The organism is Pseudomonas sp. B40(2017), from assembly GCF_002112855.1.
Taxonomy (GTDB): domain Bacteria; phylum Pseudomonadota; class Gammaproteobacteria; order Pseudomonadales; family Pseudomonadaceae; genus Aquipseudomonas; species Aquipseudomonas pharyngis.
Genome location: NZ_NEIT01000002.1, coordinates 325,831 through 350,903 on the forward strand (window position 1 = coordinate 325,831; position 25,073 = coordinate 350,903).

Genomic DNA, 25,073 nt, shown 5'->3' on the forward strand with positions numbered 1-25,073 from the left:
GCCATGGATCGATTGTCCGGTCTGGCCACCGGGAACAGACTTTCTCCATCAGCGCCGTGACGGCGTTTTCGACGAGGAAGCTCAACATGACCACGACCATTGCCGGTATCCGGATCCCCGACAGCACCCTCGCCCGGGCCACCACCGAATACATTCGCGACATCGAATCCGATCTGCTTTACCACCACTCGCGCCGGGTGTTTCTGTTCGGTGCCTTGAGCGGCGAACGCAAGCAACTGGCCTACGATCCGGAGTTGCTGTACATCGGCGCGATGTTCCACGACCTGGGTCTGGTCGAAGGTCACCGCAGCGACGACGAGCGCTTCGAAGTCGATGGCGCCAACGCAGCCGCAGCGTTTCTCAAACCGTACGGGTTGAGCGATGACGACATCGAGCAGGTGTGGCTGTCGATCGCCCTGCACACCACGCCGGGAGTGCCGAAGCATCTGCGTCCGACCGTGGCGCTGGTGACCGCAGGCGTCGAGATGGACGTGCTGGGCATGGACTACGCGGCGTTCACCACGGTGCAGCGTGAGGCGGTGGTGCATGCGCATCCACGGGGCGAGGGCTTCAAGGAATGCATCATCTGCGCGTTCGCCGATGGTCTGCGTCATCGTCCGCAGACCACGTTCGGCAATGTGAAGACCGATGTGCTGAAGGATCAGGTGCCGGGGTTCACGCCGATGAATTTCGTCGAGGTGATTCGCCAGTCGCCCTGGGTTTCCTGACCGGCATAAAAAAACCTCGCGACCGTTTCCGGTCGCGAGGTTTTTTGTGTCCGCAGACTTAAGCCGCTTCCGGCGTCGGCGCCCGGCGCACGTCCGGTTGCTTCCACGAATCCGCAGCGCCTTCTTCGATGGCCTGCTGAATCGCTTTCTTGCGGGCTTCTTCGGCACGGCGGCTGAAGAACCAGACCAGGAAGGTCACCAGCGACACCGCCAGCAGAATCAGGCTGGCCACGGCGTTGATCTCGGGCTTCACGCCCAGGCGCACCGCCGAGAACACTTCCATCGGCAGGGTCGTCGAACCCGGGCCGGAGACGAAGCTCGCCAATACCAGGTCATCCAGCGACAGGGCGAACGACATCATGCCGCCCGCCGCCAGCGACGGCGCGATCATAGGAATGGTGATCAGGAAGAACACCTTCCACGGCCGCGCACCGAGGTCCATCGCCGCTTCTTCGATCGACAGATCCAGCTCACGTAGACGGGCCGACACCACCACCGCCACATACGCCGCACAGAATGTGGTGTGAGCGATCCAGATGGTGACGATGCCGCGCTCCTGCGGCCAGCCGATCATCTGCGCCATCGCCACGAACAGCAGCAACAGCGACAGACCGGTAATCACCTCAGGCATGACCAGCGGCGCGGTGACCAGGCCGCCGAACAGCGTGCGACCCTTGAAGCGGGTGATACGGGTCAGCACGAAGGCTGCCAGCGTCCCCAGCGCCACGGCGGCAATCGCGGTGTAGCAGGCGATTTCCAGCGAGCGCACCACCGAGCCCATCAGTTGCGAGTTGTCGAGCAGGCCGACGTACCACTTCACCGACCAGCCGCCCCAAACCGTTACCAGTTTGGAGGCGTTGAACGAGTAGATCACCAGGATCAGCATCGGCAGGTAGATGAACAACAGGCCGAGCACCAGCATCAGGCTGGAGAAACGGAAGCGCTTCATTCTTTACCCTCCATTTCCTTGGCCTGACTGCGGTTGAACAGGATGATCGGCACGATCAGGATCGCCAGCATCACCACCGCCAGGGCGGAAGCCACCGGCCAGTCACGGTTGTTGAAGAACTCTTGCCAGAGCACTTTACCGATCATCAGGGTTTCCGGACCGCCCAGCAGTTCCGGGATCACGAACTCGCCCACCACCGGGATGAACACCAGCATGCAGCCGGCGATGATGCCGTTCTTGGACAGCGGTACGGTGATTTTCCAGAAGCTGTTGAAGGTACTAGAACCCAAGTCGGAAGCGGCCTCCAGCAGGCTGGTGTCGTGCTTCACCAGGTTGGCGTACAGCGGCAGGATCATGAACGGCAGGTACGAGTAGACGACGCCGATGTACACCGCCAGGTTGGTGTTGAGGATCTGCAGCGGCTCGTCGATCAAACCCATGCTCATCAGGAAACCATTGAGCAGGCCGTTGTTGCTGAGGATGCCCATCCACGCATAGACACGGATCAGGATCGCGGTCCAGGTCGGCATCATGATCAGCAGCACCAGCACCGTTTGCAGCTCTTTGCGGGCGCTGGCGATGGCGTAGGCCATGGGGTAGCCGATCAACAGGCACAACAACGTGCTGAAAAACGCCATCTTCAGCGAGCCGAGGTAGGCGGCGATGTACAGCTCGTCGTCGCCGAGCATCGCGTAGTTGCCCAGGTTCAGCAGCAGTTGCAGCTTCTGCTCGGCGTAGGTGTAGATCTCGGTGTACGGCGGGATGGCCACGTCCGCTTCGGCGAAGCTGATCTTCAGGACGATGAAGAACGGCAGCATGAAGAACAGGAACAGCCAGATGAACGGGACCCCGATAACCAGTTGGCGGCCACCGGGAATTATTCGATTGAGCCGGCGTTTGAATTTGCGCATGTTCATGAACGAAGTACCACGCCGCTGTCGTCTTCCCACCACACGTAGACCTGATCGCCCCAGGTCGGACGTGCGCCACGGCGTTCGGCATTGGCCACGAACGACTGCACCAGCTTGCCGCTCGGCAATTCGACGTAGAACACCGAGTGGCCGCCGAGGTAGGCGATGTCATGCACCTTGCCGCTCGACCAGTTGTACTCGCAGGTCGGCTGATCGGCGGTGACCAGCAGTTTTTCCGGACGGATCGCGTAGGTCACGGACTTGTCCTGCACCGAGGTGCTGATGCCGTGGCCGACGTAGATCTGCCGGTCGAGGTCCTTGCAGGTGATGGTCGCGTGGCCTTCGGCGTCGTCGATGACTTCGCCTTCGAAGATGTTCACGTTACCGATGAATTCGCAGACCAGACGGCTGGTCGGGGTTTCGTAGATATCGATCGGGCTGCCGATCTGGGCGATCCAGCCCAGGTGCATGATCGCGATGCGCTCGGCCATGGTCATGGCCTCTTCCTGGTCGTGGGTCACCATCACGCAGGTCACGCCGACGCGCTCGATGATCTCCACCAGCTCCAGCTGCATCTGCGAACGCAGTTTTTTATCCAGTGCGCCCATCGGCTCGTCGAGCAGCAGCAGCTTCGGCCGCTTGGCCAGCGAACGGGCCAGCGCCACACGCTGACGCTGGCCGCCGGACAACTGGTGCGGCTTGCGCTTGGCGTACTGGCTCATCTGCACCAGCTTGAGCATCTCGGCCACGCGGGCGTCGATCTCGGCCTTGGGAATCTTGTCCTGTTGCAGGCCGAAGGCGATGTTCTGCGCCACGGTCATGTGCGGGAACAGGGCGTAGGACTGGAACATCATGTTGATCGGTCGCTCGTACGGCGGCATGTCGGTGATGTCGACGCCGTCGAGGAAAATGCGCCCCTCCGTGGGCCGTTCGAACCCTGCCAGCATCCGCAGCAGAGTGGATTTGCCCGATCCCGAACCGCCGAGCAGGGCAAAGATTTCGCCCTTCTTGATTTCCAGGGACACATCGTCCACGGCAACCGTCTCGTCGAACTTCTTCGTGACCCGGTCGATTTTGACCAGCACCTGTTTCGGTGTCTGGTCGCCCTCGAGGGCTTTCTTATAGGCGCCGGAGGCAACTGCCATTTACGAAACTCCCAGAAAAAAAGAGTGCAGTCCGCCCACGCAAGACGAACCCAGGATAGTTGGTACGTTGACGCTATTTACCCGACTTGACCTTGGTCCAGCTGCGGGTCATCAAACGCTGAATGTTCGGTGGCAGCTCGATCGACACGTAGGTCTTGTCGAGCACCGCCTGCGGTGGATAAACCGACTCGTCGGTGCGGATGGACTGCTCCATCAGCTTGTCCGAACCCGGGTTGGGGTTGGCGTAACCGACGTAATCACTGACCTGGGCGATCACCTCAGGTTTCAGCAAATAGTTGATGAAGGCGTGGGCCTCTTTGACGTTGGCCGAATCCTTCGGAATCGCCAGCATGTCGAACCACAGCGCGCCACCCTCTTTCGGGATCGAGTAGGCGATGTTCACGCCTTTCTTGGCTTCTTCGGCGCGATTCTTCGCCTGGAAGATGTCGCCGGAGAAACCGATGGCCACGCAGATGTCGCCGTTGGCCAGGTCACCGATGTATTTCGAGGAATGGAAGTAGGTCACGTAAGGACGCACCGCCAGCAACTTGGCCGTGGCCTTCTCGTAATCCTTGGGATTGGTGCTGTTGGCATTCAGGCCCATGTAGTTGAGCACGGTCGGCATCATTTCATCGGCCGAATCGAGGAACGCCACGCCGCAGCTGTGCAGCTTCTTGATGTTCTCCGGCTCGAACAGCACGCTCCAGGAGTCGATCTTGTCGACGCCGAGCACGGCTTTCACTTTATCGACGTTGTAGCCGATGCCGTTGGTGCCCCACAGGTACGGCACGGCGTACAGGTTGCCCGGATCGTTCTGTTCCAGGCGCTTGAGCAGCACCGGATCGAGGTTGGAATAGTTCGGCAGTTGCGCCTTGTCGAGCTTCTGGAAAGCGCCCGCCTTGATCTGCTTGCCGAGGAAGTGGTTCGACGGCACAACCACGTCGTAACCGGTACGCCCGGCGAGCAGCTTGCCTTCCAGGGTTTCGTTGGAGTCGAACACGTCGTAGACCGGTTTGATCCCGGTTTCTTTCTGGAAATCGGCCAGGGTGGTCTCGCCGATGTAATCCGACCAGTTATAAATATGCACAGTACCGGCGGCGTGGGCACCGACAGCGAACGTCAGGCCGGCAGCGGCCAGCAGGGCATTGCGCAAAGAAGAAAAAATAGGCAAGTGGAGGTCCTCTGATTTAGTTGGGCCCAAGTTGCCCCGTGCTGCATGACAGTCACGGTTGCCCGGCAACAAAACCGGCGCGCAACTTACCTTCGAAAAACCGTTCCAGCAAAACTTTCTGTCATTTAATTGCACCGCTGACCGCCCGGGTGAAGGCGGCGGCCAGCGATAGCTACTTCAAACCGGCTTATTTACCGGATTTGATCTTGGTCCAGCTGCGAGTGATCAGGCGCAGGGTGGCCGCGTCCAGATCGCTGATCGCATAGAGCTGCTTCTTCACTTCAGCCGAAGGGTAGATGCTCGGATCGCTGGTGATTTCCTTGTCCACCAGGGCGGTGGCCGCCTTGTTGCCGTTCGGGAAACGCACGGCGTTGGTGATTTCGGCCATCACTTTCGGCTCGAGCAGGTAGTTCATGAACTTGTAGGCGGCTTCGACGTTTTCGGCATCCTTGGGAATGGCGACCATGTCGTAGAAAGTACCGGCACCTTCTTTCGGAATGGTGTAGGCCAGTTTGACCTTGTCACCGGCTTCCTTGGCGCGGGTCTTGGATTGTTCCAGGTCACCCGAATAGCCGACCGCTACGCAGATGTTGCCGTTGGCCAGGTCCGAGATGTACTTCGAGGAGTGGAAGTAAGCCACCGAAGGACGAATCTTGAGGAACAGGTCTTCGGCGGCTTTCAGGTCAGCCTTGTCCTTGCTGTTGGTCGGTTTGCCCAGGTAGTGCAAAGCCGCCGGAATCATTTCGGTCGGCGCGTCGAGGAAGCTCACGCCGCAGCTTTTCAGCTTCTCGATGTTTTCAGGCTTGAACACGATGTCCCAGGAATCGATCTTGTCGATGCCCAGCGCAGCCTTGACCTTGGCCGGGTTGTAGCCGATGCCGATCGAACCCCACATGTACGGGAACGCGTGTTTGTTGCCCGGGTCGCTGGCGTCGCCAACGGCCTTGAGCAGGTCTTCGTCGAGGTTCTTCCAGTTCGTCAGCTTGGACTTGTCCAGTTCCTGATAAACACCGGCCTTGATCTGCTTGGCCAGGAAGTTGTTGGAAGGCACCACGATGTCGTAACCGGATTTGCCGGCCAGCAGCTTGGCTTCCAGGGTTTCGTTGCTGTCGAAAACGTCATAGACGACCTTGATGCCCGTCTCTTTCTCGAAATTGGCAACCGTGTCCGGCGCGATGTAGTCGGACCAGTTGTAAACGTGCAACACCTTGTCGTCCGCCTGGACCGCACCCGCCATCACGCCCATCAGGGACATGGCGAGCAGAGTCTTGCCAGCGAGCTTTTTGCCTAATGCCTTCATGCGTTAATGCTCCAAATTTTTCTTTTTTGAACCACTTTGTTCAGCGGCCGAACCCGGACAACTGGAACCGCGGCTAGTCTGGCAAGATCCGAGGCGGTCTTTCAAGAAAAGACCAGCCTTTCTGACAGCTCCGAGCGACAGCGCAACAGCTCCATCGCTCAGAGCCTAGCACTTAGCCCTGCAACGCACTCAGGGTCAGGTCCAGGCACTTGCGTGCCTTTGTCACCAGCTCGTCGATCTCCGCCTTGCTGATCACCAGCGGCGGCGCGATGATCATGGTGTCGCCCACGGCACGCATGATCAGCCCGTTGTCGAAGCAGAACTGGCGGCAGATCATGCCCACACCCTTGCCTTCGTAACGCTTGCGAGTGGCCTTGTCCTGCACCAGCTCGATGGCCCCCAGCAGACCGACTCCGCGCACTTCACCCACCAACGGGTGATCGTTCAGTTCGCGCAGACGTTTCTGCAAATACGGTGCCGTTTCTTCATGGGCGCGTTCGATGATTTTCTCTTCGCGCAGAATCCGGATGTTCTCCAGACCCACCGCCGCCGCCACCGGGTGACCGGAGTAGGTGAAGCCGTGGTTGAAATCGCCACCCTCGTTGAGCACCGCCACCACTTCGTCACGCACGATCAGGCCACCCATCGGGATGTAGCCGGACGTCAGGCCTTTGGCGATGGTCATCATGTGTGGCTTGAGGTCGTAGAAATCGCTGCCGAACCATTGGCCGGTACGGCCGAAACCGCAGATCACTTCGTCGGCCACGAACAGGATGTCGTACTTGGCGAGGATTTCCTTGATGCGCGGCCAGTAGGTGTCGGGCGGAATGATCACGCCGCCGGCGCCCTGGATCGGCTCGGCAATAAAGGCACCGACGTTGTCCACGCCGACTTCCAGAATCTTCTCTTCCAGCTGATTGGCCGCCCAGATCCCGAACTCTTCCGGGGTCATGTCGCCGCCTTCGGCGAACCAGTACGGCTGAGCGATGTGGACGATGCCCGGAATCGGCAGGTCGCCCTGTTCGTGCATATACGTCATGCCGCCCAGGCTCGCGCCGGCTACGGTGGAACCGTGATAACCATTCTTGCGGCTGATGATGACTTTCTTGTTCGGCTGGCCCTTGATCGCCCAATAGTGGCGAACCATGCGCAGCATGGTGTCGTTGCCTTCGGAGCCGGAGCCGGTGAAGAACACGTGGTTCATGCCTTCTGGCGCCACGTCGGCGATGGCCTTGGCCAGTTCCAGCGCCGGCGGGTGGGCGGTCTGGAAGAACAGGTTGTAGTAAGGCAGTTCGCGCATCTGCTTGGCGGCGGCGTCGGCCAGTTCATCGCGACCGTAGCCGATCGCCACGCACCAAAGGCCGGCCATGCCGTCGAGAATCTTGTTGCCTTCGCTGTCCCAGAGGTACACGCCCTTGGCATTGGTGATGATCCGCGGGCCTTTCTCTTTCAGCTGCTTGAAGTCGCTGAACGGGGCCAGGTGGTGATCGCTGCTGAGGGCTTGCCACTCACGGGTTTGCGGGTTGTTGCTGGTCATGCCAATTCTCCTTGTTATCGGTGAAGGCGTGGCGGCTGGCCACCGCGCCCGGCGTATCAGACGGCGAAGAGCAGGTACTCACGCTCCCAGGAACTGATCACGCGCTTGAAGTTTTCATGCTCGGCCCGCTTGACCGCGACGTAGCCGGTGATAAAGGTCTTGCCCAGGTATTTCTCGATGGTCGCGCTGTTTTCCATGCGCTCCAGGGCATCCTCGATGGTCAGCGGCAGCCGCAGGTTGCGGCGCTCGTAACCACGGCCCACCACTGGCGCGCTCGGGTTGATGCCTTCGACCATGCCGATGTAGCCGCAGAGCAGGCTCGCGGCAATCGCCAGGTACGGGTTGGCGTCGGCGCCCGGCAGACGGTTTTCCACCCGGCGGTTCTGCGGGCCGGCATCCGGAACGCGCAGGCCCACGGTGCGGTTTTCTTCGCCCCACTCCACGTTCACCGGCGCCGAGGTGTCCGGCAGGAAGCGGCGGAACGAGTTGACGTTCGGGGCGAACAGCGGCAACAGCTCAGGGATCAGTTTCTGCAGGCCACCGATGTGGTGCAGGAACAGCTGGCTCATGGTCCCGTCTTCGTTGGAGAACACGTTCTTGCCGGTCTCGATGTCGATGATGCTCTGGTGCAGGTGCATCGCACTGCCCGGCTCACCGGTCATCGGCTTGGCCATGAAGGTCGCGGCCACGTTGTGCTTGAGCGCGGCCTCACGCATGGTGCGTTTGAACACCAGGATCTGGTCGGCCAGCGACAGGGCATCGCCGTGACGGAAGTTGATTTCCATCTGCGCCGTGCCGTCCTCGTGGATCAGCGTGTCGAGGTCCAGCTCCTGCAATTCGCACCAGTCGTAGACGTCTTCGAACAGCGGATCGAATTCGTTCGCCGCTTCGATGGAGAACGACTGACGCCCGATCTCCGGACGCCCGGAGCGGCCGACCGGCGGCTGCAACGGATAGTCGGGGTCGTCGCTGCGCTTGGTCAGGTAGAACTCCATTTCCGGCGCCACGATCGGCTGCCAGCCCTTGTCGGCATAGAGTTTCAGGACTTTCTTGAGCACGTTGCGCGGCGACAGCTCGATCGGGTTGCCTTGCTTGTCGTAGGTATCGTGGATCACCTGGGCGGTCGGCTCGATGGCCCACGGCACCAGGTACACGGCGTTCTGGTCGGGACGGCAGATCATGTCGATGTCGGCCGGGTCGAGCAGTTCGTAATAGATGTCGTCTTCGACGTAGTCGCCGGTCACGGTCTGCAACAGAACGCTCTCTGGCAGGCGCATGCCTTTTTCGGCGATGAACTTGTTGGTCGGCGAGATCTTGCCCCGGGTAATGCCGGTCAAGTCGCCGATCATGCATTCGACTTCTGTGATCTTGTGGTCTTTCAACCAATCGGTGAGCTGGTCGAGGTTGTTACTCATAAATGCCTCTGGGCTGAGTCTCCTGACAGATGTCAGGCAATGTTTGACGCACCAGGCGTCGCGTTAAAGGGCCTTGCTTGCGCGCAGTGCCGGCTTACGCCCGGCACCGCGCATAGACAATGAAGGAGGAGCTTACCTGCCCTTTACGCTGGCGTTGCATTTCCTGTGCACATCCCGGGCGTGCAGAATCACGGGCACGACGACGGACGCGGTGCAGGCCGGGAGAGGGAAAGAGATCTATATTGAAAGGAGAACCGCTAAAGAGGATGCCCTCGCACACGTCCAGAATATCGGACGCTGCCGCTCGATCTGCCACGGGCTGGGAGATCGCTGACACGTTGCAGGCCTTGCTGGCCGCGCTGCGGACGGACGTGTCGCCACTGATGTGATAAGCATGCAGACCGGACTGCAAAGAGCAGTCGGTGACGCCGATTAACGGCAGGCGAGACATGAAGCACCCCGGTATTATTGCTGTTATGGGTTTGATCGGAGCTTAGCCTTGTTCATTTTTTTACACAACACCCCCGTAAAAAATACAACACGGCCTGCTCAAGCCTGCGGGTGGCGCGTCCTTCACGGATAAAAAAATGCCCCAAAGTGCCCCACAAACGCCCTCGCGGCGCTTTTTCAGGGCACAAAAGGCCTCGCTTGACTTCGGCAGGCCGTTCGGGTTGACTGAAACCAGAAAAGATCAATGATTGATATTTTTAACAACAAAGGTGTTGCATCATGTCGGTACCCCCGCGTGCCGTTCAGCTTAACGAAGCGAACGCGTTCCTTAAGGAACATCCTGAGGTTCTGTACGTTGACCTTCTGATTGCGGATATGAATGGTGTGGTGCGCGGCAAGCGCATCGAACGCACCAGCCTCCACAAGGTTTACGAGAAAGGCATCAACCTGCCGGCCTCTCTATTTGCTCTGGATATCAATGGCTCCACGGTGGAAAGCACCGGCCTGGGCCTGGACATCGGCGACGCCGACCGTATCTGCTATCCAATCCCCGATACCCTGTGCAACGAGCCATGGCAGAAGCGCCCGACCGCGCAACTGTTGATGACCATGCATGAACTCGAAGGTGACCCTTTCTTCGCCGACCCGCGCGAAGTGCTCCGTCAAGTTGTCGCAAAGTTTGACGAGCTCGGCCTGACCATCTGCGCCGCGTTCGAACTCGAGTTCTACCTGATCGACCAGGAAAACGTGAACGGCCGCCCTCAGCCGCCACGCTCGCCGATCTCCGGCAAACGCCCGCATTCGACCCAGGTCTACCTGATCGACGACCTCGACGAATACGTCGACTGCCTCCAGGACATTCTGGAAGGCGCCAAAGAGCAAGGCATCCCGGCCGACGCCATCGTCAAGGAAAGTGCCCCGGCGCAGTTCGAAGTGAACCTGCACCACGTCGCCGACCCGATCAAGGCATGCGACTACGCGGTCCTGCTCAAGCGTCTGATCAAGAACATCGCCTACGACCATGAAATGGACACCACCTTCATGGCCAAGCCGTATCCGGGCCAGGCAGGCAACGGTCTGCACGTCCACATTTCGGTTCTCGACAAAGAAGGCAAAAACATTTTTGCCAGCGAGGATCCCGAGCAGAACGCCGCGCTGCGTCACGCGATCGGCGGTGTGCTCGAGACCCTGCCCGCGCAGATGGCTTTCCTCTGCCCGAACGTCAACTCCTACCGTCGTTTCGGCGCACAGTTCTACGTGCCGAACTCGCCGAGCTGGGGCCTGGACAACCGCACCGTGGCTCTGCGCGTACCGACCGGCTCCGCCGACGCGGTCCGTCTGGAACACCGCGTGGCCGGCGCCGACGCCAACCCGTACCTGCTGATGGCTTCGGTGCTGGCGGGCGTACATCACGGCCTGACCAACAAGATCGAGCCGCCGCCTCCCACCGAAGGCAACAGCTACGAGCAGAACGAGCAGAGCCTGCCGAACAACTTGCGCGATGCCCTGCGCGAGCTGGACGACAGCGAGGTGATGGCCAAGTACATCGATCCGAAATACATCGATATCTTCGTCGCCTGTAAAGAGAGCGAGCTGGAGGAGTTCGAACACTCCATCTCCGACCTCGAGTACAACTGGTACCTGCATACCGTTTAAGCGGATTGCAGCGCCAAAAAGAACGCCGTCGGCTATCGCAGCCAGCGGCGTTTTTTTATGGCCGCCTGCGGCGGTTCGCGAGCAAGCCCGCTCCCACAATGAATCTCCTGCGAACAGAAAATTTCATCTCACAGGAGATACCCCGTGGGAGGGGGCTTGCTCCCGAAAGCGGCCGACAAGACAACACAAGAGCCGGCTCGTACAATGCCCGCTGCCCCGCAGGAGACTTTCATGACGCGTCCCGCCCCCGTTCGCAAACCCCGAGCCCGCAGTCAGGCGCGGATCGATTCGATACTCGACGCCGCGCGCACGCTGCTGGCCGCCGAGGGCGTGGCGAGCCTGTCGATCTATAGCGTGGCCGAGCGCGCGCAGATTCCGCCCTCCTCGGTCTACCACTTCTTCGCCAGCGTCCCGGCGCTGCTCGAAGCGCTGACGGCGGATGTGCACGCAGCCTTCCGCGCGTGCCTGCAGGCGCCAATCGATCACGATGCCCTGCGCGACTGGCGGGACCTGTCGCGGCTGGTCGAAGAGCGGATGCTGGAGATCTATGGCGAGGATGCCGCCGCCCGCCAACTGATCCTCGCGCAGCACGGCCTCACCGAAGTCACCCAGGCCGACCGCCAGCACGACCTCGAACTGGGCGACCTGATGCACAAGCTGTTCGACCATCACTTCGAACTGCCGCGCCTGCCGGATGACGTCGATGTGTTCGCGCTGGCCATGGAGCTGGGCGACCGCGTCTACGCCCGCTCGGTGCAGCAGCACGGCCAGATCACCCCGCGCATGGCCGAGGAAGGCATGCGGGTTTTCGATGCCTATATCGGGCTGTATCTGCCGCCGTATCTGCCCAAGAGAATTCTCTAGCGTCCTGCTCGCGAAGGCCGCACCGCCGATTTCCAGTCAGACACAAAAAACCCCGAAGGGCTCACACCCTTCGGGGTTGTTTTTTACTCACAGGCTTACAACTTGGCGATGGACACCTCGGTGGATTTCACGAAGGCGATCACTTCGCTGCCGACCTCCAGTTCCAGCTCCTTGACCGAACGGGTGGTGATCACCGACGTGACGATGCCGGAAGCGGTCTGCACGTCGATTTCCGACAGCACGTCGCCGAGAACGATCTCCTTGATCGCGCCTTTGAACTGGTTGCGTACGTTGATGGCTTTGATAGTCATGGCATTGATTCCTGTCGTTTGCTTGAGTTATTGAGCCCAACGCAGTTGCGTAGGCAAGGGTGAAACGGGTTCCGGCGCCGGCGGCTCGCCGGGCAGGGACAACACACGGTTGAGCACTTCGGTTTCCAGCGCGGCCAGGCGATGGGAGCCACGCACCCGAGGGCGCGGCAACTCCACTTGCAGGTCGAGGCCGACTTCGCCGTCCTCGATCAGAATCACCCGGTCGGCAATCGCCACCGCTTCGCTGACGTCGTGGGTCACCAGCAACACGGTGAACCCGTGCTGTTGCCAGAGACGTTCGATCAGTTGCTGCATCTCGATCCGGGTCAGCGCATCCAGTGCGCCCAGCGGCTCGTCGAGCAACAGCAGACGCGGCTGATGGATCAAGGCTCGGGCCAGCGCCACGCGCTGCTTCTGCCCACCGGACAGTGCCGCCGGCCATTCATTGGCGCGATCGGCGAGGCCGACTGCATCCAGCGCCTGCAAGGCTTGCGGGCGCCAATCGCCCTTGAGGCCGAGACCGACGTTGTCGATGATCTTTTTCCACGGCAGCAGCCGCGCTTCCTGGAACATCAACCGGGTGTCATCCCGCGCATCGCTGAGCGGTGCGGCACCGGCGAGCAGATCGCCGCCAGTGGGTTGATCGAGGCCGGCAAGCAAGCGCAGAAATGTGCTCTTGCCGCATCCGCTGCGCCCGACCACGGCGACAAACTGCCCTGCCGGAATGTGCAGATCGATGTCACGCAGTACCTGCCGCGAGCCGAAAGTCTTTTGCAGGTTGCGCACCGCCAGCGGAATCCCGCGCAGCAGGCGTGGAGGTTGTTGAGCGGTCATGCCGCACCTCCTTTCGCCACTTGATACGCCGGATGCCAACGCAGCCACACACGTTCAAGTCCACGGGCCGCGAGGTCGGCCAGTTTGCCGAGCACCGCGTACAGCAGAATCGCCAGCACCACCACGTCGGTCTGCAGGAACTCGCGGGCGTTCATCGCCAGGTAACCGATGCCGGAGCTCGCGGAGATGGTTTCCGCCACGATCAGCGTCAGCCACATGAAGCCCAGAGCGAAACGCACGCCGACCAGAATCGAAGGCAGCGCGCCCGGCAGAATCACCTGCCAGAACAGGCTGAAGCCGGACAGGCCATAACTGCGTGCCATTTCCACCAGCGCCGGATCGACGTTGCGGATGCCGTGATAGGTGTTGAGGTAGATCGGGAACAAGGTGCCCAATGCCACCAGGAAAATCTTCGCCGACTCGTCGATGCCGAACCACAGGATCACCAGCGGAATCAGCGCCAGGTGCGGCACGTTGCGGATCATCTGCACCGAGCTGTCGAGCAGGCGTTCACCCCACTTCGACAGGCCGGTGATGAAGCCCAGCACCAGGCCGATGCTGCCACCGATGGTGAAGCCCAGCGCCGCGCGCCAGCCGCTGATCGCCAGGTGCGTCCAGATTTCGCCGCTGCGCACCAGGCTCACGCCGGCTTCGATCACCGCCACCGGCGCCGGCAGAATCCGCGTCGACAGCCAACCGGCCGACACCGACAACTGCCACACCGCCAGCAACAACACCGGCAACGCCCAGGGCGCGAGGCTGTGGATAAATTTCTTCATGGCGGCGCCTCAGCTCTGGGACGCGGCTTTGGGAAGAATGTCGTTGGCCACCATCTCGCCGAACGGGCTGACGTAACCGGCGCTTTTCGGCAGTTCCGGGCGCTCGACGTCGAGGTGCGGGAACAGCAGTTCAGCCACCCGATACGATTCTTCGAGGTGTGGATAACCGGAGAAGATGAAAGTATCGATGCCCAGATCCGCGTATTCCTTCACCCGTGCAGCCACGGTCGGACCGTCGCCAACCAGCGCCGTACCGGCACCGCCGCGCACCAGACCGACGCCGGCCCACAGGTTCGGGCTGACTTCGAGGTTGTCACGGCTGCCACCGTGCAGTGCGGCCATGCGCTGCTGGCCGACCGAATCGAACCGCGCCAGCGAAGCCTGGGCACGTTTGATGGTGTCGTCGTCCAGGTGCGAGATCAGGCGATCTGCCGCTTGCCAGGCCTCGGCGTTGGTTTCCCGCACGATCACATGCAGACGAATGCCGAAGCGCACGGTGCGGCCGAGCTTGGCGGCCTTGGCGCGAACCTGCTCGATTTTCTCGGCCACGGCGGCGGGCGGCTCGCCCCAGGTCAGAACCATTTCCACTTGTTCGGCGGCCAGATCCTGCGCGGCTTCCGACGAACCGCCGAAGTACAGCGGCGGACGCGGTTGCTGGATCGGCGGATAGAGCAATTTGGCGCCCTTCACGCTGATGTGCTCGCCGTCGTAATCCACGGTTTCGCCTTCCAGCACGCGGCGCCAGATCCGGGTGAATTCCACCGAGGCCTGGTAGCGCGCTTCGTGATCGAGGAACAGACCGTCGCCGGCCAACTCTTCCGGATCGCCACCGGTCACCAGGTTGAACAGCGCACGACCGCCGGACAACCGATCCAGCGTTGCTGCCTGACGCGCTGCCACCGTCGGGGAAATGATCCCGGGGCGCAGGGCGACGAGGAACTTCAGACGCTGGGTCACCGGGATCAGCGAGGCCGCCACCAGCCACGAGTCTTCGCAGGAACGGCCGGTGGGAATCAGCACGCCGCCGAAACCCAGGCGATCCGCCGCTTGCGCGACCTGTTGCAGATAGCCGTGATCGACGGCGCGGGCGCCTTCGGCGGTGCCAAGGTAATGGCCGTCGCCGTGGGTAGGCAGGAACCAGAAGATGTTGAGGCTCATGGAGTGGTCTCCTTGGGGATTCGATTTACTGGGCTTGGGTGACCGAGCTTTGGGCCACTGCGGCCGGTGGGGTCCAGATCACGTCCTTGATGCTCAACGGCTTGGGAATCAGCTTGAGCTGGTAGAAGGTGTCGGCGATTTTCTGTTGCGCGGCGACCACTTCCGGGGTCAGGAACAGCGCGCCGTAGCCCTGGCGTTTCACCGAGGTCAGGGTGATGTCTGCCGGCAGGCCAAGCAGCGGCGATACCTGTTGAGTCACGTCTTCCGGGTTGGCCTTGGACCACTCACCGACGGCGCGCACTTCTTCCACGAGGGTCTTGATCACCTCGGGATTTTTCTGTGCGTAGGGTTTGGTCGCCAGGTAGAACTGGTGGTTGTCGACGATGCCTTTACCGTCACGCAGGGTGTGCGCTTGCAGTTGCTTCTCGGCGGCGGCCTGGTACGGGTCCCAGATGACCCAGGCGTCGACGCTGCCACGCTCGAACGCGGCGCGGGCATCCGCCGGCGGCAGGAACACGGTTTGAATGTCGGTGTACTTGAGGCCGGCATCCTCCAGCGCACGCACCAGCAGGTAGTGAACGTTGGAGCCTTTGTTCAGCGCGACTTTCTTGCCCTTGAGATCCGCCACCGATTTGATCGGCGAATCTTTCGGCACGAGGATCGCTTCGCTGTTCGGCGCTGGTGGCTCGTAGGCGACGTAGAGCAGATCGGCACCGGCCGCCTGGGCAAAGACCGGCGGGGTTTCGCCAGTGACGCCGAAGTCGATCGAACCGACGTTCAGGCCTTCGAGCAGTTGCGGGCCGCCGGGGAATTCAGTCCATTGCACGTCGACGCCTTGGGCGGCGAGACGTTTTTCCAGGGTGCCCTTGGCTTTGAGCAGCACCAAAGTGCCGTACTTCTGGTAACCGATTCGTAGCGTTTCAGCTTGAGCTTGGGTGATGGCGCCGAAGGACACAGCCGCAGCAAACAGAGCGACCAGACCACGACGCAAAAATACAGTGCGCATAGCGCTCTCCTTTTTGCTGTTGGGTTTTGGCTGCACCTGCTTGGCCGTTGGCGGCTGAGTAAGGTGAGTACTTCAAGTTTCGGTGTGGCTCAAATGCTCCAGCGAGCACTCAACAAACGTTCGTTCAGCAGCCCCGGCTCCAGCGGCTTCGGCCGGCGGGCCATGGCGCTGACAAACTGGTCCAGCGCTTCATGCAACCGCTGCTCCAGCGCCGGAGCCAACTGGGCCTGGGCACTGCCTTCGCCGTAGGCGATCTGGCTGTCCTCGGCAAAAATCCCTTGCAGCATTTCCTGGGCCTTCAACGCCGACAGCACCGGTTTGAGGGCGTAATCGACCACCAGCATGTGAGCGATGCTGCCGCCGGTAGCCATCGGTAAAACAATCTTGTGGTTCAGCGCACGCTCGGGCAGCAGATCCAGTACGGTCTTCAGGGCACCGGAAAACGACGCCTTGTACACCGGCGTAGCGATCAGCAGGCCATCGGCGTTTTCAATCTGTTGCAGCAAGTCGAGCACCTTCGGGCTGTCGAAGCGGGCGTGAAGCAGGTCTTCGGCCGGGAAGTCCCGCACCTGATAACTCACCACTTCCACCCCTTGCTGCTGCAACCAGCGTTGCGAGCGTTCCAGCAACACCCCTGAGCGGGAACGTTGACTGGGACTGCCACCGAGTGAGACGACCAGCATTCAGAAAATTCCTTGCGCGTTACAGGCGATTCGCGGGTTGCGATCTCGCTTCGATGTGAGTGACCTTACCAGCTGATTTATATATCCATAAATCATATTTATTCATTTGGTTATTCTTTATGGAGATATGCATTTCCCTTTCCAGCGGGCAAAAAAACAGGCCGTGAAAACGGCCTGAAACCCTGCATCGTGGTTCCTAGTGACTGATCGTTCCCACGCTCCGCGTGGGAATGCCGCCCGTGACGCTCTGCGTCACAGTGGACGCGGAGCGTCCATATATTCATTCCCACGCAGAGCGTGGGAACGATCTGCCCAGTAAGGTTATTTGTTCGGCTGTGGGGTCAGGCGCAGGTACGGTTTCACCGCGCGGTAGCCTTTCGGAAAGCGCTTTTTGATTTCGTCTTCGTCCTTGAGCGACGGCACGATCACCACTTCTTCACCGTCCTGCCAGTTGGCCGGGGTGGCCACCTTGTAGTTATCGGTGAGCTGCAGCGAATCAATCACCCGCAAGATCTCGTGGAAGTTGCGCCCGGTGCTCGCCGGGTAGGTGATGGTCAGGCGGATCTTCTTGTTCGGATCGATCACGAACAACGAACGCACGGTCAATGTGTCGTTGGCGTTCGGGTGGATCAGATCGTACAGATCGGACACCTTGCGATCGGCATCGGCCAGGATCGGGAAGTTGACGATGGTGTTCTGGGTTTCGTTGATGTCCTCGATCCACTTGTGGTGCGAGTCCACCGGGTCGACCGACAGTGCAATGGCCTTCACGCCGCGTTTGGTGAACTCGTCCTTGAGTTTGGCGGTGAAGCCCAGCTCGGTGGTGCAGACCGGGGTGAAGTCTGCCGGGTGGGAAAACAGCACGCCCCAGCTATCGCCCAGCCATTCGTGGAAACGAATCCTGCCGGCGCTGGAATCCTGTTCGAAATCGGGGGCGATATCGCCAAGTCTGAGGCTCATGGTGCGGCTCCTGATGAGTGGTTGGAGACCTCAACTGTAGCTTGTGATTCGTTCTTCTGAAAAAGAATAAATAACTAGATATCTATATCTTTATTGAATATTAAACATCTGTTCACTGGACGCCCCGCTGCATCGCGACGAACATCGCCCTCAAGGTTCGAGAAGGCCTTGAGTTGCTGTAAAGAGGGGACATCGGGGAAGGCTTACGGGGGTGAGCCGGACCCGAAAACGCAAAAGCCCCGTCCGGCGCGATGCCGGACGGGGCTTTTTTACATCAGTGCAGGAGCGCGCTATTACAGCAGCGGGATCGAGTAGCTGACGATCAGGCGGTTTTCGTCCTGCGAACGGGTGTTCGGCAGGTCGGTGCGCCATACAGCGTTTTTCCACATCAGGCCGACGTTCTTGAACGGACCTTCCGGTACGACGTAACCGATGGTGAAGTCGCGTTCCCACTCGGAACGGTTCGAAGCGTTTTCGCGGCCGTTGGTGCCAACGGTGTCGATCGAATCGCCTTTCAGGTAAACCACACCAGCGGTCAGGCCAGGTACGCCGACTTTAGCGAAGTCATACGAGTAGCGAGCCTGCCAGGTTTTCTCGCCGGCACGACCGAACTTCTGGATCTGCATGTCGGTGATGGTGTAGTTCGACGAACCGTCGCCCTGGTTCAGCCAAGGGAAGTCGGAGCTGCCGTTGGAAACCTGGTAACCGCCACCGAAGGTGTGACCTTCAACGGTGTACAGGAACAGGCCGCTGTACAGGTTGTTGTCGACTTCGCCACGACCGGAACGGAAACCGGTGTAGTTGCCGCTGCTGTAGTAGGCCGGATCAGTGCCGTTCTTGCCGTCGTCGGAGCTGTTGAAGTAACGGAAGTCAGACTTCAATACGCCCGGGCCGATGGCCCAGTTGTGTACCAGACCCAGGAAGTGCTGCTTGTAGAAGTCTTCCAGGTTGCCGTAGTAGTACTGGGCAGTCAGGTCTTTGGTGATCTTGTAGTCGCCACCGGCGTAGATGAACTTGTTGCTGTCACGGAAGCCAGCGCCACGGGTGTTTGCACCGCCGATGGACAGGTTTTCGTTGTTGCTGGAGTTACGGCCTTTCACGGCTTCGATCTGACCACCGACCAGGGTCAGGTCCTTGATTTCGCCGGAAGTGATCTGACCGCCCTGCCAGGTTTGTGGCAGCAGACGACCGTCGTTGGTCACGATCACCGGGTTTTTCGGCTGCAGGGTGCCCAGCTTCAGTTCGGTCTGGGAGATCTTGGCTTTGGCAGTCAGACCCAGGCTGGAGAAGTTGTCCACTGCTTTGCCGTTGGACTCGCTCGGGAACACAGTGCCGCCGTAAGCGGTGCCGCTGTTGCCGTTGGTGCCGCCGCCCGAATCCAGACGCACGCCCAGCAGGCCGATGGCATCAATACCGAAGCCTACGGTGCCTTGGGTGTAGCCGGAGATGAAACGCAGATCGAAGCCTTGGCCCCACTCTTCGTTCTTGTTGGCACCAGCGCCATCGCGGTTGTCAGTGTTGATGTAGAAGTTACGCAGACCCAGAGTGGCCTTGCTGTCTTCGATGAAACCGGCGGCGCCTGCCTGCTGCGCCAAAACCCCTACGGCCACGGCCAGGGCCAAGGTGGACTTGTTCATGTTTCGCTCCTCTCGTTTCTAATTCTTGTGTTCCTGGTCCGGGGTCTGATGCCCCTGGATCCTAAGATGCGCGATTAGCGCCAGACCGTGACTGACAAGTCAATCGTAACCTTGTATGTCTACGACCAAGGTCTAATCGCAGTGATTTGGTCCCTGCAGGGTAAAGACTTCCTGATAAACCCAAAAAGAATTTATTCATTCTTTTTCATACCATTCGGCTATATGGCCAGCCATTTGCCATCTTCACCGGGATACAGCGTATCGGCGACTAAGCTCATTACTAAATGGTATTTGTTAGCCTTTTTTTAGATCGATTAGCTTTGACGCAACCCCGATTCGTCAAACCCTATCGAAAAGGCGACGCCATGATGGCCAAACGCGCACTATCTAGTCAATTTGTTACAGTTTGTGTGTCGGCGCTGATTTCTTTTTCAGCCCATGCCGCCAACCTCACCGTGGGCTACCAGACCGGTATCGACCCAAGCAAAGTCCCCCAGGCCGACGGCGTGTACGAGAAGGCCATCGGCGAGAAAATCGACTGGCGTCGGTTCAACAGCGGCCCGGAAGTTGTGACAGCCATCGCCTCCGGCGATGTGCAGATCGGCAACCTTGGCTCGAGCCCGCTGGCGGCCGCCGCTTCGCGCAATCTGCCGATCGTGGCCTTTATCGTCTCGGCGCAGATCAATGCCGCCGAAGCGCTGGTGGTGCGCAACGGCAGCGGTATCAACAAGCCCGAAGACCTGATCGGCAAGACCATCGCCACCCCATTCGTCTCCACCTCCCACTACAGCCTGCTCGGCGCGCTCAAGCACTGGGGCCTGGACACTTCGAAAGTCAAAGTGGTGAACCTGCAACCCGCAGAAATCGCGGCGGCCTGGAAACGTGGCGACATCGACGGCGCCTTTGTCTGGTCGCCGGCGCTAGGTGAAATCCGCAAAACCGGCAAGACCCTGACCGATGCCGCGCAGGTCGGCCAATGGGGCGCGCCGACCTTCGAAGTCTGGGTCGCGCGCAAGGACTTTGCCGAGAAGCATCCTGAAGTCGTGGCCAGGTTCGCCAAGGTGACCCTGGACTCGTTCGCTGATTACGCGGCCCATAAAGACAGCTGGACGGCCGACTCGGTGCCTGTGCAGAAAATCGCCAAACTGACCGGTGCCAATCCTGCCGACGTTCCGGAATTGCTCGCGGGCTCGGCGTTCCCGGACGCCAAGGCGCAACAGACCACGGCGCTGCTGGACGGCGGCACGGCGAAGGCGATTGGTGAGACGGCGAAATTCTTGAAGGAACAGGGCAAGGTCGAAAGTGTTTTGCCTGACTACTCGCCGTACGTCAGTGCGAAGTTTGTAACCGAATAAACGCTATCGCGAGCAGGCTCGCTCCCACACAGGCTCGGTGAACCTTTGTGGGAGCGAGCCTGCTCGCGATGAGGGCGTCACATCACAGAGACTTTTCGAAGATCTTCGAATTGCGCTGATAGTTATAAAGAGAAGCCCGAGCAGCCGGCAGACGTTCGACGCTGCTTGGTTCGAAGCCACGCTCGCGGAACCAGTGGGCGGTGCGGGTGGTGAGAACGAACAGGGTTTTCAGGCCTTGCGCCCGGGCACGGGTCTCGATGCGCTCGAGCAATTCGTCGCCTCGACCGCCATGGCGATACTCGGGATTCACCGCCAGGCACGCCAGCTCGCCGGCATCCGAATCGGCAATCTGATACAGCGCCGCACAGGCGATGATCATCCCTTCACGTTCGACCACGCTGAACTGTTCGATCTCGCGCTCCAGCACTTCGCGCGAGCGACGCACCAGAATGCCCTGCTCTTCCAGCGGGCTGATCAGGTCGAGCAAGCCGCCGACGTCTTCAATCGCCGCCTCGCGCACCAGTTCGAATTGCTCCTGGGCCACAAGCGTACCGCCACCGTCACGGGTGAACAGTTCGGTCAGCAGCGCACCGTCCTCGGCATAACTGACGATATGACTGCGCGCCACGCCGCCACGACAGGCTTCGGCAGCGGCATCGAGCAATTCCGCCTGATAGTTGCTGCCCAGACGCTGCAAATGCGCCGGCACCTGTTGCGGGCGCAGCTCGCGCACCAGTTTGCCGTTTTCGTCGATCAGACCGAGGTCGGCACCGAACAGCAGCAGCTTGTCGGCGCCCAGATCGATGGCGGCGCGGGTCGCCACGTCTTCGCAGGCCAGGTTGAAGATCTCACCGGTCGGCGAATACCCCAGCGGCGACAGCAATACGATGGAGCGCTCGTCGAGCAGGCGGTTGATGCCTTTGCGGTCGACCCGGCGCACTTCGCCGGTGTGGTGATAGTCGACGCCTTCCAGCACGCCGATCGGCCGCGCCGTCACGAGGTTGCCGCTGGCCACCCGCAGGCGCGAGCCCTGCATCGGCGAAGAGGCCATGTCCATCGACAGCCGCGCTTCGATGGCGATGCGCAGTTGGCCGACCGCGTCGATCACGCATTCCAGCGTCGCGGCATCGGTGATGCGCATGCCGTGGTGGTAATGCGGGGTCAGGCCGCGTGCGGCAAGGCGGGTTTCGATTTGCGGACGCGAACCATGAACCAGTACCAGCCGCACGCCGAGGCTGTGCAGCAGCACGATGTCATGGACGATGTTGCCGAAATTCGGATGCTCCACGCCGTCGCCCGGAAGCATGACAACGAAGGTGCAATCGCGGTGAGCATTGATATAAGGAGACGCGTGGCGAAGCCAATTGACGTATTCGGGCATGAACCTGGGCCTGTAATAAATAGCAGCCGGAAAAAGGGCAGAACGGAAAACGCACAGCGGGCTGATGGTTATCGTCGGAACAGGCTTGGCGACACGCGCGCTCTCCTCATGAATACGGGTGGGTGTGTGGGCAATTTATACAGCTTTGAGACAGTAATGTTCGATCAACTGCCGCAATAGATGCACGGTAGGCTGCAAACGTGACATTTCGAGGTACTCGCCCGGTTGGTGCGCACAGGCGATGTCGCCGGGGCCAAGCACGATGGTTTCGCAGCCAAGGCGCTGAAGATAAGGCGCTTCGGTGCCGAACGCTACCGCTTCGGCCTTGTGGCCGGTGAGTTTTTCGGCAATTCGCACTAACTCCGCGTCTTCGGCCTGTTCGAACGGCGGCACTTCGGGAAACAGCGGCGCGTAATCGATCTTCACTTTATGCCGCTCGGCGACCGGGTTGAGCTTGCGCAGAATCTCGCTGCGCAAGAGCTTGGGGTCCATCCCCGGCAACGGCCGCAGGTCGAACTCCAGCGAACACTGACCGCAGATGCGGTTGGGGTTGTCGCCACCGTGGATACAGCCGAAGTTCATGGTCGGCTGCGGCACACTGAACTGCGGGTTGTTGAATTCGCGCTGCCACAACAGGCGCAGGCCGCGCAGTTCGCCGATGGCGTCGTGCATCGCTTCGAGGGCGCTGTGCCCCAGGCGCGGATCCGACGAATGGCCGCTCTGCCCGAGGATATCGATGCGCTCCATCATGATGCCCTTGTGCATGCGGATCGGCTTGAGCCCGGTCGGCTCGCCGATCACCGCCGCCCGGCCAAGCGGTCGCCCCGCTTCGGCCAGCGCACGGGCACCGGACATCGAGCTTTCTTCATCGCAGGTGGCGAGGATCAGCAGCGGCTGCTTGAACGATTGATCGAGCAGCGGTTGCACGGCTTCGATGATCAGGGCGAAGAAGCCCTTCATGTCGCAACTGCCGAGGCCGACCCAGCGGCCGTCGACTTCGGTGAGTTTCAGCGGGTCGGTTTTCCACAGCGCATCGTCGTACGGCACCGTGTCGCTGTGTCCGGCCAGCACCAGCCCGCCGGGGCCGCTGCCGAAACTGGCGAGCAGATTGAATTTGCCGGGGTTGACCTGCTGGATGTCGCAACTGAAACCCAGGTCGCCAAGCCAACCCGCGAGCAGATCGATCACCGCCCGGTTGGACTGGTCGAGGCCCGGCTGGGTGCAACTGACCGACGGCGCGGCGATCAGTGCAGCGAACTGGTCTTGCATGGACGGCAAAGGCATCGCTGACTCCAACTCCCGGATTGAGGTTCATCATAGAACCATCCGGCGCCGAGAATAAACCGCCGCAAAGCGTAGGAAGGTTCAGTCCTGTACACTGCACGGCCTTGGCAGCCACACATTCCCCCGGCTGCGCTCCCGATCCTGGATTTTCCGGCCATGCAGAAAGAAACCGAAATCAAACTCCGCGTCAGCCGCGAAACCCTCGCCGCCCTGCGCGAGCACCCTCTCCTGAAAAAACGCAACAAAAGTGGCTGGGAACGCCGTGAGTTGATGAATCAGTATTTCGACACGCCTGAGCGTGACCTGGCCCGGGCCAAGGTTGCCCTGCGTCTGCGCAAGGACGGCGAAGAAGTCATTCAGACCCTCAAGACCCGTGGCCAGAGCGTCGCCGGCCTGTCCGAGCGTAACGAGTACGACTGGAACCTGCCCAAAGCCAAGCTCGACGTGAAAAAACTCGACGGTGAATGCTGGCCCGAGTCCCTCGCCGAGCTGGACAAGAAAACCCTGAAGCCGATCTTCACCACCGATTTCGTCCGCGAGCGTGCCGAAATCGCCTGGGGCCGTGGCAAGACCAAAGTGGTCATCGAAGCCGCGCTGGACCTGGGCCACGTGGTAGTCGGCAAACAGAAAGAAGAAATCTGCGAGCTGGAACTGGAGCTGCGCGAAGGCGAGCCTGCCGCGCTGCTGGAACTGGCCGCCGAACTGGCCGAAACCCTGGCCCTGATGCCGTGCGACATCAGCAAGGCCGAGCGCGGCTATCGCCTGTACGACGCCAACAGCTACTCGCTGAGCCTGCCGGCGCCGGCCATCACCGCCGAAACCCCGCTGGACGACGCTTTCGCCGCCCTGGCCTGGCACCTGCTCGGCAGCAGCCAGCGTCTGGCCGAACAGTATCGCTTCAACGGCCACTGGCGCCTGTTGCAGGACTGGGTCGAGAACCTCGCGGAAATGCGCGCCCTGCTCAGCAGCCTCGGCCAGGCCGCACCGCGTCCGTCGACCCACGACCTGCGCGTTGCCCTCGATGCCCTGCTGGAAGACTGGCGCCCGCTGGTACAGGTCGGCATCGAAGACGAAGACGTGCGCAAAGCCGCGCCGGAGCAGTTCCTCGAAGAACTGGAAGATCCGCGCTGGGGCCTGTTTTCGCTGAACGCTTCGCGCTGGTTGCTGGCCCGTACCTGGACGGCGGACCGTAACACCCGTGGCAATCGCCAGGGTGCCGCGCAGTTGCAAAGCTGGCTGCCGCGCCTGCTGGGCGAAGAAGCCACTTCGCTGCAATTGCAGCGTTATCAGCAGCAACCGGAAGATCTGGCCGAGCAATTGCCGCGCATCGAGCGCATCCAGGTCTGGCTGCACCACGCGCGCAACGTGCTGGAGATCCCGGAAATGGATCGTCTGTACGGCGAGCTGAACAAACTGGCGCAACTGGCCAACGAGCCGACCATCACCGAAGAACTGCTCGATGCGCGCAAGCATCAGGCGATTGCGGTGTATCAGAACCGCGCCTGGAAAATGCTGTTGCGTATGTAACATTCCTTTCGCGAGCAGGCTCGCTCCCACAG

22 protein-coding genes are annotated in these 25,073 nt (G+C 60.7%); 5 read left to right on the forward strand and 17 right to left on the reverse strand.

Annotated features, from left to right (window positions below):
- Positions 1–86: 86 nt before the first annotated feature.
- Positions 87–728: an HD domain-containing protein gene (locus CAF76_RS05115; RefSeq protein ID WP_085647009.1), complete on the forward strand. Its 642-nt coding sequence runs from the start codon at positions 87–89 to the stop codon at positions 726–728.
- Between the two features lie 58 nt (positions 729–786).
- Here the strand turns inward: CAF76_RS05115 and CAF76_RS05120 are convergent, their stop codons facing one another.
- From CAF76_RS05120 to CAF76_RS05150, 7 genes are all read right to left on the reverse strand, one after another.
- Positions 787–1,677 carry an ABC transporter permease subunit gene (locus tag CAF76_RS05120; RefSeq protein ID WP_007953503.1) on the reverse strand — a complete coding sequence of 297 codons (891 nt, stop codon included), beginning with the start codon at positions 1,675–1,677 and terminating at the stop codon, positions 787–789.
- The gene (locus CAF76_RS05125; RefSeq protein WP_170844921.1) at positions 1,674–2,555 is read right to left on the reverse strand and encodes an ABC transporter permease subunit; all 882 of its coding nucleotides are present in this window, start codon (positions 2,553–2,555) and stop codon (positions 1,674–1,676) included. The genes CAF76_RS05120 and CAF76_RS05125 overlap by 4 nt, the downstream gene beginning before the upstream one ends.
- A gap of 35 nt (positions 2,556–2,590) precedes the next feature.
- Complete coding sequence (locus CAF76_RS05130; protein ID WP_007953506.1) at positions 2,591–3,733, reverse strand: ABC transporter ATP-binding protein; 1,143 nt, start codon at positions 3,731–3,733, stop codon at positions 2,591–2,593.
- A 73-nt stretch (positions 3,734–3,806) separates the two neighbouring features.
- On the reverse strand, positions 3,807–4,904 hold the full coding sequence (locus CAF76_RS05135; protein ID WP_064600232.1) for a polyamine ABC transporter substrate-binding protein: 1,098 nt from the start codon (positions 4,902–4,904) through the stop codon (positions 3,807–3,809).
- 187 nt (positions 4,905–5,091) lie between these two features.
- Complete coding sequence (locus CAF76_RS05140; RefSeq protein ID WP_011336446.1) at positions 5,092–6,204, reverse strand: polyamine ABC transporter substrate-binding protein; 1,113 nt, start codon at positions 6,202–6,204, stop codon at positions 5,092–5,094.
- Positions 6,205–6,376: 172 nt separating this feature from the next.
- Entirely contained in the window at positions 6,377–7,741 is a 1,365-nt protein-coding gene (locus CAF76_RS05145) for an aspartate aminotransferase family protein (RefSeq protein WP_011336447.1), read from the reverse strand.
- Positions 7,742–7,797: 56 nt separating this feature from the next.
- On the reverse strand, positions 7,798–9,156 hold the full coding sequence (locus tag CAF76_RS05150; RefSeq protein WP_007953514.1) for a glutamine synthetase family protein: 1,359 nt from the start codon (positions 9,154–9,156) through the stop codon (positions 7,798–7,800).
- Between the two features lie 729 nt (positions 9,157–9,885).
- Between CAF76_RS05150 and CAF76_RS05155 the strand changes: the two genes are divergently transcribed.
- Together CAF76_RS05155 and CAF76_RS05160 are read left to right on the forward strand one after the other, a co-directional pair.
- On the forward strand, positions 9,886–11,262 hold the full coding sequence (locus CAF76_RS05155) for a glutamine synthetase family protein (protein WP_039765386.1): 1,377 nt from the start codon (positions 9,886–9,888) through the stop codon (positions 11,260–11,262).
- 231 nt (positions 11,263–11,493) lie between these two features.
- Positions 11,494–12,126, forward strand: coding sequence for a TetR/AcrR family transcriptional regulator (locus tag CAF76_RS05160; protein WP_039765384.1), 633 nt, complete (start codon positions 11,494–11,496; stop codon positions 12,124–12,126).
- A 95-nt stretch (positions 12,127–12,221) separates the two neighbouring features.
- Here the strand turns inward: CAF76_RS05160 and CAF76_RS05165 are convergent, their stop codons facing one another.
- The 8 genes from CAF76_RS05165 to CAF76_RS05205 form a co-directional block, all read right to left on the reverse strand.
- Positions 12,222–12,437 carry a molybdopterin-binding protein gene (locus CAF76_RS05165; RefSeq protein WP_007953520.1) on the reverse strand — a complete coding sequence of 72 codons (216 nt, stop codon included), beginning with the start codon at positions 12,435–12,437 and terminating at the stop codon, positions 12,222–12,224.
- Between the two features lie 27 nt (positions 12,438–12,464).
- On the reverse strand, positions 12,465–13,271 hold the full coding sequence (ssuB, locus tag CAF76_RS05170) for an aliphatic sulfonates ABC transporter ATP-binding protein (protein ID WP_039765381.1): 807 nt from the start codon (positions 13,269–13,271) through the stop codon (positions 12,465–12,467).
- The gene (ssuC, locus tag CAF76_RS05175) at positions 13,268–14,050 is read right to left on the reverse strand and encodes an aliphatic sulfonate ABC transporter permease SsuC (RefSeq protein WP_011336451.1); all 783 of its coding nucleotides are present in this window, start codon (positions 14,048–14,050) and stop codon (positions 13,268–13,270) included. The genes ssuB and ssuC overlap by 4 nt, the downstream gene beginning before the upstream one ends.
- A gap of 9 nt (positions 14,051–14,059) precedes the next feature.
- On the reverse strand, positions 14,060–15,208 hold the full coding sequence (gene ssuD, locus CAF76_RS05180) for an FMNH2-dependent alkanesulfonate monooxygenase (protein WP_011336452.1): 1,149 nt from the start codon (positions 15,206–15,208) through the stop codon (positions 14,060–14,062).
- 25 nt (positions 15,209–15,233) lie between these two features.
- On the reverse strand, positions 15,234–16,214 hold the full coding sequence (locus CAF76_RS05185) for a sulfonate ABC transporter substrate-binding protein (RefSeq protein WP_007953529.1): 981 nt from the start codon (positions 16,212–16,214) through the stop codon (positions 15,234–15,236).
- 89 nt (positions 16,215–16,303) lie between these two features.
- Entirely contained in the window at positions 16,304–16,897 is a 594-nt protein-coding gene (gene ssuE / locus CAF76_RS05190) for an NADPH-dependent FMN reductase (protein ID WP_011336454.1), read from the reverse strand.
- 321 nt (positions 16,898–17,218) lie between these two features.
- Positions 17,219–17,857 (reverse strand): peroxiredoxin, encoded by a 639-nt coding sequence (locus CAF76_RS05200; RefSeq protein WP_085647011.1) that lies wholly within the window; start codon positions 17,855–17,857, stop codon positions 17,219–17,221.
- 293 nt (positions 17,858–18,150) lie between these two features.
- The gene (locus tag CAF76_RS05205) at positions 18,151–19,494 is read right to left on the reverse strand and encodes an OprD family porin (RefSeq protein WP_064600252.1); all 1,344 of its coding nucleotides are present in this window, start codon (positions 19,492–19,494) and stop codon (positions 18,151–18,153) included.
- A 365-nt stretch (positions 19,495–19,859) separates the two neighbouring features.
- On the opposite strand from CAF76_RS05205, the gene tauA reads away from it, so the two are divergent.
- Positions 19,860–20,849 carry a taurine ABC transporter substrate-binding protein gene (gene tauA / locus CAF76_RS05210; RefSeq protein ID WP_085647012.1) on the forward strand — a complete coding sequence of 330 codons (990 nt, stop codon included), beginning with the start codon at positions 19,860–19,862 and terminating at the stop codon, positions 20,847–20,849.
- An 82-nt stretch (positions 20,850–20,931) separates the two neighbouring features.
- On the opposite strand, the gene argA is transcribed toward tauA, so the two are convergent.
- Positions 20,932–22,230 carry an amino-acid N-acetyltransferase gene (gene argA / locus CAF76_RS05215; RefSeq protein WP_007951778.1) on the reverse strand — a complete coding sequence of 433 codons (1,299 nt, stop codon included), beginning with the start codon at positions 22,228–22,230 and terminating at the stop codon, positions 20,932–20,934.
- Positions 22,231–22,365: 135 nt separating this feature from the next.
- A complete protein-coding gene (argE, locus tag CAF76_RS05220) occupies positions 22,366–23,514 on the reverse strand; it encodes an acetylornithine deacetylase (protein WP_085647013.1) in 1,149 nt (382 codons plus the stop codon).
- Positions 23,515–23,670: 156 nt separating this feature from the next.
- Between argE and CAF76_RS05225 the strand changes: the two genes are divergently transcribed.
- Positions 23,671–25,041 carry an inorganic triphosphatase gene (locus CAF76_RS05225; protein WP_085647014.1) on the forward strand — a complete coding sequence of 457 codons (1,371 nt, stop codon included), beginning with the start codon at positions 23,671–23,673 and terminating at the stop codon, positions 25,039–25,041.
- The last annotated feature ends 32 nt before the right edge of the window (positions 25,042–25,073 follow it).